Raw genomic sequence first — 14,620 nt, forward strand, 5'->3', positions numbered from 1 at the left:
CGCCAGTAGGCGGGCCTTTTTTATTGGCGAGGCCGTATGAGCGAAGAAATAGGCGCGATCCACTTCAAGGCCGATACCACTGATCTTGAGCGCGCCCAGAAGCAGCTTGAGAAGCTCGGCCAGTCTGGGCCTGGTGTTGAGGCTGCGGCAAAGAAAATCGGGGAGAGCATTGGCTCCATAGGCAATGGAGGTCAGCAGGCTGCGCAGAAGGTCGATGGCGCTTCGCGATCCATCATCGACAGCATCAAGAAGACCACTGCGGCAAGCGAGGCGGGCGAAAAATCTGTTGGCAAGTTCTATGAGGTGCTTGGCAAGCCCGCCAACATTGGTGGAGATGTTTTATCCCCCTACCTTGATCAGCTGAAGAAGGCGGATACCGCGCAAAACGCGGCGGTGCAAAGTCTGGGCAAGATCGGAATGTCCGCCAAGGCGACGGAAGCCGCCCTGCGCGGTGTTCCCGCCCAGTTCACGGACATCGTGGTGTCCCTGCAAGGCGGCATGAATCCCATGACCGTCTTCCTGCAGCAGGGAGGGCAGCTGAAGGACATGTTCGGCGGCGCAGGGGCGGCTGCAAAGGCGCTCGCAGGGTATGTGTGGGGGCTGGTGAACCCGCTCACAGTGGCCGCTGCCGGCGCAGCTGCACTGGGCGTTGCGTACTATCAAGGCTCAAAGGAGAGCGACGCATTTGTCCGGTCCATTGTGCTGACCGGGAATGCGTCTGGTGTCACTTCCAGTCAGCTGCGCGACTACGCCAGGCAGATCGATGCCGTGGTGGGAACTCAAGCACAGGCTGCGTCCGGCTTAGCTGATTTTGTCGCGGCCGGCGTGCGCGGTGGCGAAGAGCTGCGCCGCTACACGCAGACAGCCATTGAATGGGAGAAGCTCACGGGCCAGGCTGTCAGCAAGACGGCTGACCAGTTCGCCAGCCTGCAAAAGGATCCGTTGGCCGCCGTCATCAAGCTCAACGAGGGGACAAACTTCCTGACGGTATCCGTGTACGAGCAGATCAAGGCCCTAGATGACCAGGGCCGCAAGGCTGACGCATCCAAGGTAGCCATGGAGGCGCTGGACGGCGCCATGCGTGAGCGCGGCGCGTCAATCAGGGAGTCCCTCGGGTACATCGAAAGAGGATGGGCGGCTATCAAAGGCAAGGCTGCTGAAGCGTGGGACGCAATGCTCAATGTGGGGCGTGCTGCAACGCTCAACGACCAAATCAATGCAGCACAGGCAGAGCTGGAGCGGAAGCTGACGGAGCCGCTTGCTGTCGATAACGCTGCCATGCGTGCATCGCGCGAAAAAGGCATTGAAATTCTGCGCAAGGAGATTTGGGCTCTCTACGAAAAAGCTGATGCCGAAAAAATCGCAGCCATGCAGCAGCAGGAGTCTTCCCGTGTAATGGCTGCGCGTCTTGCCTTCGACAAGGACTACGCCAAAGCCCTTGAAAATGAAGCAACTCTCCAGGAAAAGTTGGCCAAGATCCGACGTGAAGGGGAAGACGCTGGTAAATCGGAAGCTGAGATAAAGCGTGTTCTGGCCTACGAGACAGAGCAGTACAACAAAGCCAACAAGGGCAGTGCTGCTGCTGCGCGCGAGGCCAAAAAGGAGCTGTCCGATCAAGCCAAGGTCTATGCAGAACTGGCCGGATTTAGCAGCACTTATTACGAAGAGCTGGCGCGTGGTCAGAAAGAATTCGAGAAGGGAAACATCACCCAGGCTCAGTACGTCAAGTACGTCGAAGACCTGATCAAGAAGCAGCCTTTCGCCATCGCCCTGGCCAAGGAAGAGGAGAAGTCCCGCCGCGACCTGCAGAAGGCCATCGAGGACGACATCAAGCAGGCCGACCGCCTGGCCGACAAGCGTCAAGCTGCGATCAAGTCTGCAGAGGATGCCGTGCGCAAGGCGCGCCAGGAAGAGGAGGCGCATGCCCTTGCTGCTGCTGCCAACATCACGCTGGCCGAGGCCGTGGAGCGCCTGACCATCGCGCGTCTGGAAGACCAGCTGCAGATGGCCCGCATGGGCACGGAGTCGCAGGCCACCATTGATGCCCTGGAGCGGGAGCTTGCCGCGCGCAAGGAACTGCTGGGCGTGCTGCAGCAGAAGGGCTTCCGCGAGGGAAACAAGAAGGCGGCGGACGAGGCGGCGAAGGACTGGGACAAGACCGCCCAGACCATCAGCCGGACCTTGAGCGACTACATCATGGCCGGCGGCAAGGACGCCGCCCAGTACCTCAAGCGACTGTTTGCCACGTTGGTGCTTGAGCCTGTCGTCCAGGCAGTCATGGGCGGCATCTTCGGAGGTGGTGGGGCAGGCGCGGCTGCCAGCGGCGTTGTTGGCAGCGCTGGCTCGGGGTTGGTCAGCAATCTGCTGTTCGGCGGCATGTCGCTTACCACGGTTGGCAGTTCCATTGGCGCCGGCATCATGGCTACGCTGACGGGCTCCACTCTGGGCGGCGCGGGCGCGGCGGGCATCTTGGCCGGTGGCTCGTCGGCCCTCGGCATGTTTGGTGGGGCGCTTCCGTACCTGGGTGCAGGACTGGCGCTGTTCAAGATCCTGAAGGGTGATTGGTTTGGTTCGCGCGGCCCGAACCACTCGGGCGGCGTCGCATCCACGGCGACCACCGACCGCGACCTTGCCGTGAAGCAAGTGCTTGGCACAGATGCTTGGGGCAACACCCTCGGCGACTTCACCACGCGCAAGAACGAGGCGCTCGACAAGCAGCTGCAAAAGACCGTCAACGGCATGCTTGAGATGTACAAGGCCCTGGCCAAGATCGGCGGGGGTGGCGCGCGAGAGATCGACATCGCGGCCGGGTTTTCGACGAACCCCAAGTATGCGGATGAAGGCGTGTATGGCTACTTCCAGATCCTGGACAAAGTCACGGGCGAAGTGCTGAAGAAGTACAAAAACCGGGACATGGACAGGGACCCGGAGAAGGCTTGGGCGCAGTTTGTGGCCGACATGGGCGGGGAGCTTGTCAACGAGATCAAGAAGGGCGACATCCCTGGCTGGATGCGTGAAGAGCTGGACGCGCTGGGCGAGGACGTGACGGTCGAGGGACTCAACGCTGCGATCCAGAAGATCGCGGTGATCGATGCTGCCTTCAAGGGCTGGGCTGACACGATGACCAGCTTTGCCGGGCTCACGGCCAAGGCCCAGACCGAGCTGCTCAAGTTCTCGGGCGGCATCGAAGCGCTGGCCGGCAACGTGAACGCCTTCTACGCAGGGTTTTATAGCGAACAGGAAAGGGCCGAGATCTTGCAACGCCAAGTCCGCGACCAGCTCAAAAAGCTGGGAGTCGTGGACATCGACCCCGCTGGCGGCGAAGAGGCAAAGAAGAAATTCCGCGCCCTCATCGAGCAGGCGCTGGCCTCTGGAAACACGGAGCTTGCGGCAAAGCTGCTGGCCCTGGCGCAGCTGTTCGGCATCGCTGCCGACTCGGCCCAGAAGTCGGCGGAGGCAGCGGCCGATGCGGCCAAGTCGGCAGCAGACGAAGCAGCGCGCGCACTGGAGGAGGCCAAGCAGAAGGCCAAGGACGCCGCGCTGGCGAACTTTGAAGCGGCGGTGCAGCGCGAGCAGGAGTACTGGCAGCGGATCGTGACGGACTCGCAGGCAGCAGTGCAGGCGATATCCAGCATCCTGACGCCGCTGAAGCAGAACGCGAAGGAGCTTTTTGGCTCCATCGATGCTGCTCAGCAGATGCAGGCCGCTGCGGGCATGGTCTACATCGAGCAGGCCCTGGCGGGCGTGCGCGGCGGCGCCAAGCTGTCCAGCTACGACGGGCTCACAGACGCAATCACCGCGGCGCGCGGCGGCATCACATCGGGCCGCTACGCATCGCAGTTCGAGCGCGACCGCGACGCTCTGGTGCTGGCCAACCAGCTCAGCCAGATCGCTGGCTACGGGGATGCTCAACTCTCCACAGAGGAGCGGCAGCTCAAGAACTCGCAAGAGCAGCTTGAGGGCCTCAACAAGACGCTGAGCTACTGGCGCGACCTGTTGGACGGCAGCAAGGCGCAGATCGACGCCACGCTGAGCGTTGAGAAGGCCATCGAAGCGCTGAGGGCGCTGATGTTCCCGGACACAGCGGGCGGCACGGGCGGCTCCAAGACGCCTGTGCCAGGTGGCAACGGGCGGCCTGGCTGGGGGCAGGGAGGCGCTGGCAGCGGCACGACATCGAAGTACGGCAGCGTCAACAACGTGGGCGGAATCACCTGGCGTGACCCAATCACTGACCCGGACCGTATCTCGCATCTCGATGACATCAACGCGATCAAGAGCAAGTACGACGGCACGGGCGACGTTGCTGGCCTGTGGGCCGAGGCATCGGCCGCCGGCGCAACTGCCAAGGATCTCGCAGACATCTACGGGTTCTACGAGCGCGACGTGCTTGCAGCTCTGCGTGCGGCTGGTGTGCCTGGCTTCGACGTTGGGACCAACCGTGTGCCGCAGGACATGCTGGCCATCGTCCACAAGAACGAGGCCATCGTGCCGGCTGCCTTCAACCCATGGGCGGGCGGTACTGGCATGGGTAGCGGCAACGACAACGCCCGGCTTGAGGCATTGATGGCGCAGCTGATTGATGAGAACCGCACTCAGGCGGGCCAGATCGTCCGGCTCCAGGGGGTGGTGGCGAAGCTGCTGCAGCGATGGGATGGCGACGGTATGCCGCAGCCACGCAAAGAAGGAGAGGGGGTAACAGCATGAGCATTTCATCGCTCATCGTCGTGGCGCCAATCACTGTGACACCGGCCATGCTGGTGTCCAGTGATGTGCCAGAAACGGACTATCCGGAGTGGGCTGCAGGAACCACCTATTCGACAGGCAATCGCGTGATCGTGGTGGCACAGCACAAGGTCTATGAAAGCGCGGCAGACAGCAACACCGGGAACAACCCGGTCACGCCGTCCGCCACGCCGAAATGGAAGGAGGTGGGCCCGACGAACCGCTGGAAGCCATTCGACAAGTCCATCAGCAGCCAAGTCAAACAGGCCAACAACATCAGCTACCGGATCAAGCCCGGCCAAGCGATCACGTCGCTCGGTCTGCTCAATGTCACGGGCGCCACGAGCATCCGCGTACGGCTGATTGATCCGACGTTCGGCACCGTCTATGACAAGACAACGGCGATGTCTCCAGTCCCGGTTGCTGTTGGCTGGTGGGAGTGGTTTTTCGGGGAGCGACGCACTCCGACGCAAGCTCTCTTGCAAGACCTTCCCAGCTTCCCGGCGGCCGACGTTCTGGTCGATGTCACTGGCACGGCTGACCTGGCCATCGGCGTGATCCTGATGGGGCAGCGCCGCACGTTCTCGCTCGGCGTCAAGTCGGGCGCGCGTGTGAGCTTCCAGGACTACTCGATCAAGGATCGCAACGAGTTCGGCGACGTCATCCTGCTGGAGCGAGGGTTCGCCAGGCGTGCCGCGTTCCAGATGCTCCTTGCCTCCAAGGAGGTCGATGCGTTCAACGACTTCCTGATCTCGGTGCGGGCCACACCGTGTCTCTGGATCGGCTCCGGTCGGTTCGAGGCAACGGTGGTCTACGGGTTCTGCAAGAACTACGAAATTCTTCTTTCTTACTACGACTATGCAGACTCCGAGCTGGAGCTGGAAGGACTGACATGACAGACATCGTTACGCCAACCCCGATTGATGCGCTGCCGCCGGCGCCTTCTCCGGGCGATACGGCGGCTGAGTTCAACGCCAAGAGCTTCCCGTTTGTCGCAGCGGAGGTGCTCATGGTGCCGCAGATCAACACTGCGGCGACCCAAACCAACCAAAACGCGGTCGCTGCCGACGAGCGGGCAGTGGCCGCCGATGCGTCCAAAAGCGCAGCGCAGGCGGCGGCGGCCACGGCGACCACCAAGGCAGGAGAAGCAGTCGGCAGCGCAACAGCAGCGGCTGGGAGCGCCACGGCCGCTTCCACGTCGGCAGGCAACGCTGCAGGCTCGGCCACCGCCGCCTCAGGATCCGCATCGGCAGCAGCAGGAAGCGCCACGGCCGCCTCCGGCTCGGCGACGGCTGCCAACACGGCGAAGACAGGCGCCGAGGCCGCCCGCGATGCGGCTGAAGACTTCCGCGACCAGGCCGAGGTCTTCGCGACCCAGCAGCTCAAGGGCAGCAGCACAACGAGCGTGACTCCTGGTGCCGGCGCCAAAAGCTTCACGATCGAAGCATCGCGCTCGTTCGTGACCGGCATGTACGTCGTGGCCACGTCCACCAGCGACCCTGCGACCCAGATGAGCGGCCCTGTGCAGAGCTACGACCCTGCTACGGGCGCGCTGGTCATCGCTGTGGACACATTCAGCGGCGCTTCGGCGAAGTCCGATTGGGTCATCGGCGTGGCCGCCAAGGGCTCCAGCGGCATGGCGCAGCAGGTCATCACGGGCAACACGACCGCCGTGCCCGGGGTGATCTATGTGATCGCGGCTGCAAACGTGACGCTTACGCTGCCGACGACCGGCCTCAGCAGCGACAGCAAGATCGGGATCCGGCTTGCAGCCGCTGTATCGCGCAACCAGGTCATTGACTTTCTGACGGTCAATTTCCGTGGCCAGACGCCTGGCCAACGATTCATCGACAAGAAGGGCTTCGGCCTGGACATCAAGTACAACGCAACACGAGGAGAGTGGGTATGAGCGCGACACCAATTTCGGAGCTGTTCGGAGGGGGCGGGGGGAGTGGCGCGCTGATGCAGGAGATTGCCCCGGCATCGGTGACATACACCTGCCCCGTGGATGGCTGGTATCTGCTGACGGCAATCGGCGGCGGTGCCGCTGGGCTCAATACCGGGCGCGGCGGCGGCGCAGGCGGCCTGGCGCAAAAGCGTGTGTTTTTGACTGCCGGGCTGACGCTCGCAATTTCGATTGGCGCCGGCGGGGCGAGCAATGGGGCTGCAGGCGGCGCGACAACTGTCACGGGCACGGGCGTTGCGTTGACTGCGAACGGCGGGACGACAACCGGCGGCGGAACGGCCACAGGTGGGGACCGAAACATCACGGGTGGCGCGTCGGGCAACGCTACGGGCACTGGCGGTGGGGCTGTCGGCGTCTACGGCGTCGGGTATGGGTCCCTGGCCTCCGGTGGCTCGGCTGGTGCTGGCACGGGCGGGCCGAATACATCTGGCACCTTTGGCGGGCCATCGCTACCGGGGATCTTGTCTGGCGCGGGGTACGCAGGTGGCCGAGTGTTGCTCCCAGTTGGTATTCCCGCTGCGACGGCGAGCGGCCAAAGTGGCCCCGGGGCTGGTGCTGCAGCAAATCGCTTTGCAGGTGAGTTCGCCGGCGGCGGTGGAAATTCGACGGGTGGGAGTGCCGCAGGCGCGGGCGGCCCATTCGGTGGAGGTGGTGGTGGCGCAAATGCCGGCACGGGCGGTGCCGGGGGCGCGGGCGTCGTGATCATCGAGTATTCGCTGGGGTGAGCCATGCAACGCATCGAAATACTCAACGCCGACGGCACAGTCGCAAACACGATCATCGCAACGCCCGAGGTTGCGCAGCAACTGCATCCAGGCGCCTGGCGCGTGGCGGCCGAGCAGTACGAGCCCACGCCCTCGGTGGCGCACATCTCGTGCACGCGCCGCCAGGGCCGGCTCGCACTGCTGATGCTGGGCCTGCTCGAAGCCGCTGAGGCAGCCATTGCCGCAATGCCTGATGGCGCCGACAAGCGGGCTGCTCAGATCGAGTACGAGGCGGACACCTGGGAGCGGCACAACCCGTTTCTGTCCGCTCTTTGGGCGCAGCTCGGCGGCACACCGGGATCGCTCGATGCTGCGTTCGCGCTAGCTGTGACGCTCTGACCCCGACACCACTCCACCCCAACCCGCTCAGGCGGGTTTTTTCATGCCCGAACGGAATGCCTGATGCGCATATTCATCACCCTCCTCATCAGCCTGCAACTGGTGGTGCCTATCGCCGTATGGGCGCAATCGACGGTCAAAACGCCCCTGAGCTACACGCTGCAGGAATACGGGATCGTGCTTGGCACGGCCTTGCTCGGCGGCCTCGCATCCTGGTGGATGAAGGTCCGCCGCGGCGAGATCCTGGCCTGGAACCTTTCTTCGCTGATCGGCGAGCTGTGCGTGAGCGCGTTCGCCGGCCTAGTGGCGTTCTGGCTCTGCGAGTACTTCACTCTCAACCCGCTGCTGACCTCGGCGATTGTCGGCATGAGCGGCCACGCCGGGGCCAAGGGCCTGATCTGGGTTGAGTCCGCTGGCCAGAAGGTGCTGGAGCGGAAGTTGGGCATCGACAAGCAAAAGGAAGACCAATGACTCTCGACACGATCATCAAGACCGCGATCAACCCGGCCCTGGCGCTGCTGCCGGCCGCCATGGACACGCCCGAGGCCCGCGTGATGCTGCTGGCCATCGGCCTGCAGGAATCCCGGTTCACCTACCGCTATCAGCTGGTGCAGGGCCGGCCCGGCGTCAAGGGCCCGGCCCGGGGCTTCTGGCAGTTCGAGCTCGGCTCGCGTGCAAGCCGGGGCGGGGTCTGGGGCGTTTTCCTGCACCCATCCACCAACCGCCTGCTGCGCGCCATCGCTGAGCAGCGCGGGTGCTTGCCCGTCCCGACGAGTATCTGGGAGGCCATCGAGCAAGATGACGTGCTGGCCGCCGCGCTGGCCCGGCTGCTGCTGTTCACGGATGCCCGCCGGCTGCCGGCTGTGGGCGACGTGCAGGGCGCCTGGGATCTGTACGCGCTGCGCACCTGGCGGCCCGGCAAGCCACACCGGCAGACCTGGGATGCATTCCATGCCCAGGCGCGTGCCGCTGTGACGGGGGCGGCCACGTGATCTCCGCGCTATACACCCACCTAGCCGCCGCCGGCGCAGCCCTGGCCATCGGGGCCTCTGGCGCCTGGTGGACCCAGGGCCAGCGCTACGGCCTGCAACTGGAGCAGCTGCGCCACCAGCAGACCACGGCCGAACTCAAAGCCACCCACCAGGCCGTCACGGACATGGCCGGATTTCAGAAAGGACTGACCGATGCACTCACAACCTTCCAGGCCACGGGCCAGCGCAACCAGGCCGCGCAGCAGGATCTCGACCGCAGTCTGCGCGAGCTGCGCTCTGCTACTGCAGGCATGCGGGGCGACTTTGCCGGCCTCCCCGAGCGCATCGCTGGAGCTGCCCAGCCCGCCCTCGCTCAGTACGCCTCAACCTGCACAGCCGTACTCCAAGAGCTGGCAGATCGAGGTGAACGCATGGCAGAGCGCGGTGCAGACATCGCGAGAGCGGCTGATGGCCACGCCGCTGACTCCGCGCTGATGCGGGATGCGTGGCCCAAGATGTCACGATGAGTACAGTAAGAACGCAAAAAAGCCCCTCGGCGCCTTGATGGCTGCCGAGGGGCTTTTTTGCGTTCGAGTCTGGGTGGCAGAGTGGCCAGCCGATGCGGGCGCCTGATCGAAATCAGGTAAGCTCGCGCGCGCTGCAGAAACCAAAAGAGGAAATTGAGTTCCCCCAATTTCCTCCCACAATCCTCGCGGAACCCGCATGGATGCTATGTTTTTGGTGCCGGAGAAAGGAATCGAACCCTCGACCTTCTCATTACGAATGAGCTGCTCTACCAACTGAGCTACACCGGCGACAGACAAAAATTATAACGGCAAATTTATGCCTCGGAATGGTACTGCGTCACTTTTTCGACTTCGTTCTTGGAGCCGAGGATGACGCTCACACGTTCGTGCAGCTGGGTGGGCTGGATATCGAGGATGCGCTGCTTGCCGTTGGTGGCGGCGCCGCCGGCCTGTTCGACCAGCCAGGCCATGGGGTTGGCTTCGTACATCAGGCGCAACTTGCCGGGCTTGTTGGGCTCGCGGCGGTCCCAGGGGTACATGAAGATGCCGCCGCGGGTCATGATGCGGTGCACGTCGGCCACCATGGACGCGATCCAGCGCATGTTGAAGTCCTTGCCGCGCGGGCCTTCCACGCCGGCCAGGCATTCGTCCACGTAGCGCTTGACGGGGGTGTCCCAGTGGCGCATGTTGGACATGTTGATGGCGAATTCCTTGGTGTCCTCGGGGATGCGGATGTTTTCCTGCACCAGCACGAAGGAGCCTTGCTCGCGGTCCAGCGTGAACATGGACACGCCGTCGCCCACGGTCAGCACCAGGGTGGTCTGCGGGCCGTAGATGCAGTAGCCGGCCGCGACCTGCTGGGTGCCGGGCTGCATGAAGTCCTGCTCGGTCACGCCGGGGTGGCCTTCGGGCTTCTTGAGCACGCTGAAGATGGTGCCGATGGAGACGTTGACGTCGATGTTGGACGAGCCGTCCAGCGGGTCGAACATCAGCAGGTATTCGCCGTGCGGGTAGCGGTTGGGCACCAGGTAGATGCCTTCCATTTCCTCGGAGGCCATGGCCGCCAGGTGGCCGCCCCATTCGTTGGCCTCGATCAGCACCTCGTTGGCGATGATGTCCAGCTTCTTCTGGACTTCGCCCTGCACGTTCTCGCTGCCGGCCGTGCCCAGCACGTCGCCGATGGCACCCTTGTTGACGGATTGGCTGATGCGCTTGCAGGCACGGGCCACGACTTCCAGCAGCAGGCGCAGCTGGCCGGGGATGAGGCCGTCCACGCGTTGCTGCTCGACCAGGTAGCGGGTCAGGCTGACGTTTTTCTTCATGGGTTCAACTCCTAAAAATCCGGGAGGCGCGGCCTGGGCCGCGCCTTGGGTCAATCCGCGAGGGCGCGGGTGACGACTTCACGCACGTCGTTGCTCAGTTCAGCGCGGGCCGCCACGCGGGCGACGGCCTCGCGTGCGGCCGTGCGGTAGGGCTCGGCCAGCTTGCTCCAGCGGTCCAGGGCGCGCGCCAGGCGGGCGGCGACCTGGGGGTTGATGGCGTCCAGCTCGATGACGCGCTCGCTCCAGAACACATAGCCCGCCGCGTCGGCGCGGTGGAAGGCGCCTGGGTTGGCGCTGCAGTAGCTGAAGATCAGGCTGCGCGCGCGGTTGGGGTTCTTGATCTGGAAGTCGGGGTGCTTCATCAGCTGCTTGACGGCCGGCAGCACGTTGCCGCCACGGTCGCAGGCGCCGCCCTGCAGTGCGAACCACTTGTCCAGCACCAGCGCATCGTGCTGGAACAGCTTGTGGAAGCGCGCCAGGGCCTGGGCGGCCAGCGGATGGCCGCTTTGCACCAGGGCCGTCAGGGCGCTCATGCGGTCGGTCATGTTGCCCGCGTCCTTGAAGCGCTGCAGCGCCTTGCCGGGCCAGACGCTGTCGCCCGAGGCGCGTGCGGCCAGGCACAGCATGGACAGGGCCAGGCCTGCCAGCGCACGGCGGCCGGAGCTGACGGGGTCGGGGCGGTAGGCGCCGGTGTCGCTGTGCTCTTGCCATGCCTGCTGCCAGTCGGCCTGCAGCTCGGTCGCCAGTTGCTGGCGCATGGCTTCACGCACGGCGTGCACGCGCTGCGGATCGACCACGGCCAGCTGCTCGGCGATGTAGCTTTCGCCGGGCAGGGCCAGCATCAGCTCCTTGAAGGCCGCATCCAGCTGGGGATGGCGCAGCACGCCGCGCATGGCCTCGATGAAGGAGGCCGGCAGCAGGGCGGCCGTGATCTGGCCGCTGGCGTCTGCCGTGATGGAGGTGTCGCCAATGGCCTGCAGCGCGATGCGCAGGCCCAGGCGCTGGCCGGCTTCCCAGCGGTTGAAGGCGTCGCTGTCATGGGCCAGCAGGGTCAGCAAGGCGGCATCGCTGTCGCTGTGCTGCAGCACCACGGGGGCGCTGAAGCCGCGCAGCAGCGAGGGCACGGGCTCCTGGTCCACGTCGGTGAAGACGAAGCTGTGGCTGGGCTCGGACAGCACCAGCAGGCGGCTGTCGCCCGCTGCCGCCTGGTCCTCGCCCTGCAGGCGCAGGGTCAGCGCGCGGCCGTCCTGGCCCAGCAGGCCCATCTGCACGGGGATGACGAAGGGCAGCTTCTCGGCCTGGCCCGGCGTGGGCGCGCAGCTTTGGCTCAGGGTCAGCGTGTAGGTGCGTGCGGCGGCGTCATAGCTGCCTTCGGCGCGCAGCTGGGGCGTGCCGGCCTGGCTGTACCAGCGCTTGAACTGGTCCAGGCGCTGGGCCAGCTCGCTGCCGGGGTTGGCGTCGGCCATGGCCTGGGCGAAGTCGTCGCAGGTGACGGCGTGGCCGTCATGGCGCTCGAAATACAGCTTCATGCCCTTGGCAAAGCCTTCGCGGCCCACCAGGTTGTGCTGCATGCGCACGACCTCGGCACCCTTTTCGTAGATGGTGACGGTGTAGAAGTTGTTGATCTCGATGTAGCTGTCGGGCCGCACCGGGTGGGCCATGGGGCCCGCATCTTCGGGGAACTGGGCGGTGCGCAGCACGCGCACGTCCTCGATGCGCTTGACGGCGCGTGCCGAGGGGCTGCCCGCCATGTCCATGCTGAATTCCTGGTCGCGGAAGACAGTCAGGCCTTCCTTGAGCGACAGCTGGAACCAGTCGCGGCAGGTGACGCGGTTGCCGGTCCAGTTGTGGAAGTACTCGTGGCCGACGACGGACTCGATGTTGGCGTAGTCGGTGTCGGTGGCCGTGGACTGGCTGGCCAGAACGTACTTGGTATTGAAGACGTTCAGCCCCTTGTTCTCCATGGCGCCCATGTTGAAGTCGCTGGTGGCGACGATCATGAAGCGGTCCAGGTCCAGGGACAGGCCGAAGCGGGCCTCGTCCCAGGCCACGCTGGCCATGAGGGAGTTCATGGCGTGCTCGGTCTTCTCCAGGTCGCCGGGGCGCACGAAGACCTGCAGCAGGTGGTCGCGGCCTGCGCGGCTCTTGATCTTTTGCTCGCGCGCAACCAGATTGCCGGCCACCAGGGCGAACAGGTAGCTGGGCTTTCTGTGCGGGTCGGCCCACTTGGCGAAGTGGCGGCCGTCTTCCAGCGCGCCTTGCTCGACTAGGTTGCCGTTGGACAGCAGCACCGGGTACGCGGTCTTGTCGGCGCGCAGCGTCACGGTGTACATGGCCATCACGTCGGGACGGTCCAGGAAATAGGTGATGCGGCGGAAACCCTCGGCCTCGCACTGGGTGAAGAACGTGCCCTGGCTCACATACAGGCCCATGAGCTTGGTGTTCTTGGCGGGCGCGCAGGTGGTGAAGATTTCCAGATCGACGGGGTCGCCGCCCTCGGGCAGGTTCTCCAGCACGAGCTGGTCGCCGTCCATCTTGAACGAGGTGCCGCCGCCGTTGACCAGAACGCGCGCAAGGTTCAGTTCATCGCCGTCCAGGCGCAGCGGCTGGGCCGGCACCTCGGTGTTGCGGCGCACGCGCATCTTGTTGAGCACGCGGGTCTTGGCCGGATCGAGATCGAAGGTCAGGTCCACGGTGTCGATCCACCAGGCAGGAGCCTGGTAGTCGGCGCGGTGGATGGCGGTGGCAGGGGCCTGCCCGTCACGCAGTTGCAGCATACAGATTCCTTCCTATGCCAATATCAGGGGACAGAGTCCAAGCCCCTGTGCGGCCGGTGCCGCCCAGGGGCTTGAAATCAGAGGCCTTGCTTGAGCGAGGCTTCGATGAAAGCGTCGAGGTCGCCGTCCAGCACCTTCTGGGTGGCCGAGATTTCGACGTTGGTGCGCAAATCCTTGATGCGGCTGTTGTCCAGCACGTACGAGCGGATCTGGTGGCCCCAACCCACATCGGTCTTGGTGTCCTCCAGCTTTTGCTGCTCCACCATGCGCTTTTGCATCTCGTGCTCATAGAGCTTGGAGCGCAGGCGCTGCCATGCCACGTCGCGGTTGCTGTGCTGGCTGCGGCCGTCCTGGCATTGCACGACGATGCCGGTGGGCATGTGCGTCAGGCGCACGGCCGAGTCGGTCTTGTTGATGTGCTGGCCGCCCGCGCCCGATGCGCGGTAGGTGTCGGTGCGCACGTCCGAGGGGTTGATCTCGATCTGGATCGAGTCGTCGATCTCGGGGTAGACGAACAGCGAGGCAAAGCTGGTGTGGCGGCCGCCCGAGCTGTCGAAGGGCGACTTGCGCACCAGGCGGTGCACGCCGGTTTCGGTGCGCAGCAGGCCGTAGGCGTACTCGCCCTCGATGTGGATGGTCGCGCTCTTGATGCCGGCGATGTCGCCCGGCGTCTCTTCCTCGACCGTGGCCTTGAAGCCCTTGCGCTCGGCGTACTTCAGGTACTGGCGCAGCAGCATGCCGGCCCAGTCGCAGGCTTCGGTGCCGCCGGCGCCGGCCTGGATGTCCACGAAGCAGTTCAGCGGATCGGCTTCCTTGCCGAACATGCGGCGGAACTCCAGCTCCTCGATCAGCGGCTGCAGCTTGGCGGTCTCGCCCTCGATGGTGAGCAGGCCGGTCTCATCGCCTTCTTCCTTGCTCATCTCGAACAGCTCGGCGTTGTCGGCCAGCTCGGTGGTCAGCTTTTGCAGCGTCAGCACGACGCCGTCGAGCAGCTTCTTTTCCTTGCCCAGCTCCTGGGCCTTCTTGGGATCGTTCCAGACGCTGGGATCTTCCAGCGAGGCGTTTACCGTGCGCAGTCGTTCGTACTTTGCATCGTAGTCAAAGATACCTCCGTAGATCTGCCGCACGCTGCGACAGATCTTCGAGGGTGTTGCCGATGAGGTTGATGCGTTCTGCTTCCATGATGTGTTCCGTTCTTCTGATGAATGTGTTCTTGGCCGAATCGCCGATTT

Annotated in this window: 10 protein-coding genes and 1 tRNA gene; 7 read left to right on the forward strand and 4 right to left on the reverse strand. The window is 64.5% G+C overall.

The annotated features are described in order from the left end of the window. Window positions 1-36 precede the first annotated feature (36 nt). The 7 genes from DACI_RS16385 (at window position 37) to DACI_RS16420 (ending at window position 9,289) form a co-directional block, all read left to right on the forward strand. The gene (locus DACI_RS16385; RefSeq protein ID WP_012205093.1) at window positions 37-4,704 is read left to right on the forward strand and encodes a phage tail length tape measure family protein; all 4,668 of its coding nucleotides are present in this window, start codon (window positions 37-39) and stop codon (window positions 4,702-4,704) included. Further along, on the forward strand, window positions 4,701-5,618 hold the full coding sequence (locus tag DACI_RS16390; RefSeq protein ID WP_012205094.1) for a carbohydrate-binding protein: 918 nt from the start codon (window positions 4,701-4,703) through the stop codon (window positions 5,616-5,618). The genes DACI_RS16385 and DACI_RS16390 overlap by 4 nt, the downstream gene beginning before the upstream one ends. Next, window positions 5,615-6,631: a hypothetical protein gene (locus DACI_RS16395; RefSeq protein WP_012205095.1), complete on the forward strand. Its 1,017-nt coding sequence runs from the start codon at window positions 5,615-5,617 to the stop codon at window positions 6,629-6,631. The genes DACI_RS16390 and DACI_RS16395 overlap by 4 nt, the downstream gene beginning before the upstream one ends. 785 nt (window positions 6,632-7,416) lie before the next feature. Further along, window positions 7,417-7,791 carry a hypothetical protein gene (locus DACI_RS16405; protein WP_012205097.1) on the forward strand — a complete coding sequence of 125 codons (375 nt, stop codon included), beginning with the start codon at window positions 7,417-7,419 and terminating at the stop codon, window positions 7,789-7,791. A gap of 63 nt (window positions 7,792-7,854) precedes the next feature. Further along, window positions 7,855-8,262: a phage holin family protein gene (locus DACI_RS16410; protein ID WP_012205098.1), complete on the forward strand. Its 408-nt coding sequence runs from the start codon at window positions 7,855-7,857 to the stop codon at window positions 8,260-8,262. Then, window positions 8,259-8,783 carry a hypothetical protein gene (locus DACI_RS16415; protein WP_012205099.1) on the forward strand — a complete coding sequence of 175 codons (525 nt, stop codon included), beginning with the start codon at window positions 8,259-8,261 and terminating at the stop codon, window positions 8,781-8,783. Before DACI_RS16410 ends, DACI_RS16415 begins: the two co-directional genes overlap by 4 nt. Further along, the gene (locus tag DACI_RS16420; protein ID WP_012205100.1) at window positions 8,780-9,289 is read left to right on the forward strand and encodes a hypothetical protein; all 510 of its coding nucleotides are present in this window, start codon (window positions 8,780-8,782) and stop codon (window positions 9,287-9,289) included. Before DACI_RS16415 ends, DACI_RS16420 begins: the two co-directional genes overlap by 4 nt. Before the next feature lie 212 nt (window positions 9,290-9,501). On the opposite strand, the gene DACI_RS16425 is transcribed toward DACI_RS16420, so the two are convergent. The 4 genes from DACI_RS16425 to prfB all read right to left on the reverse strand — a co-directional run bounded on the left by DACI_RS16425 (window position 9,502) and on the right by prfB (window position 14,570). After that, a tRNA-Thr gene (locus tag DACI_RS16425) sits at window positions 9,502-9,577 on the reverse strand. A 26-nt stretch (window positions 9,578-9,603) separates the two neighbouring features. After that, on the reverse strand, window positions 9,604-10,611 hold the full coding sequence (locus tag DACI_RS16430) for a class 1 fructose-bisphosphatase (RefSeq protein ID WP_012205101.1): 1,008 nt from the start codon (window positions 10,609-10,611) through the stop codon (window positions 9,604-9,606). A gap of 50 nt (window positions 10,612-10,661) precedes the next feature. Next, window positions 10,662-13,388, reverse strand: a complete 2,727-nt coding sequence (gene pepN / locus DACI_RS16435) for an aminopeptidase N (RefSeq protein WP_012205102.1) — start codon at window positions 13,386-13,388, stop codon at window positions 10,662-10,664. A gap of 77 nt (window positions 13,389-13,465) precedes the next feature. After that, a protein-coding gene (prfB, locus tag DACI_RS16440; protein ID WP_013802816.1) for a peptide chain release factor 2 occupies window positions 13,466-14,570 on the reverse strand; the annotation gives its coding sequence in 2 pieces (ribosomal slippage) (window positions 13,466-14,488 and window positions 14,490-14,570; 1,104 coding nt in all). Window positions 14,571-14,620: the final 50 nt, after the last annotated feature.

Origin of the sequence: Delftia acidovorans SPH-1, assembly GCF_000018665.1 — a bacterium.
GTDB classification, from domain to species: Bacteria; Pseudomonadota; Gammaproteobacteria; order Burkholderiales; family Burkholderiaceae_C; genus Comamonas; species Comamonas acidovorans.

What these genes read in the sequence shown, in the direction of transcription:
- DACI_RS16385 (WP_012205093.1), top strand. Translation starts at nt 37, where the DNA reads ATGAGCGAAGAAATAGGCGCGATCCACTTCAAGGCCGATACCACTGAT.
- DACI_RS16390 (WP_012205094.1), top strand. Translation starts at nt 4,701, where the DNA reads ATGAGCATTTCATCGCTCATCGTCGTGGCGCCAATCACTGTGACACCG.
- DACI_RS16395 (WP_012205095.1), top strand. Translation starts at nt 5,615, where the DNA reads ATGACAGACATCGTTACGCCAACCCCGATTGATGCGCTGCCGCCGGCG.
- DACI_RS16405 (WP_012205097.1), top strand. Translation starts at nt 7,417, where the DNA reads ATGCAACGCATCGAAATACTCAACGCCGACGGCACAGTCGCAAACACG.
- DACI_RS16410 (WP_012205098.1), top strand. Translation starts at nt 7,855, where the DNA reads ATGCGCATATTCATCACCCTCCTCATCAGCCTGCAACTGGTGGTGCCT.
- DACI_RS16415 (WP_012205099.1), top strand. Translation starts at nt 8,259, where the DNA reads ATGACTCTCGACACGATCATCAAGACCGCGATCAACCCGGCCCTGGCG.
- DACI_RS16430 (WP_012205101.1), bottom strand. Translation starts at nt 10,611, where the DNA reads ATGAAGAAAAACGTCAGCCTGACCCGCTACCTGGTCGAGCAGCAACGC.
- pepN (WP_012205102.1), bottom strand. Translation starts at nt 13,388, where the DNA reads ATGCTGCAACTGCGTGACGGGCAGGCCCCTGCCACCGCCATCCACCGC.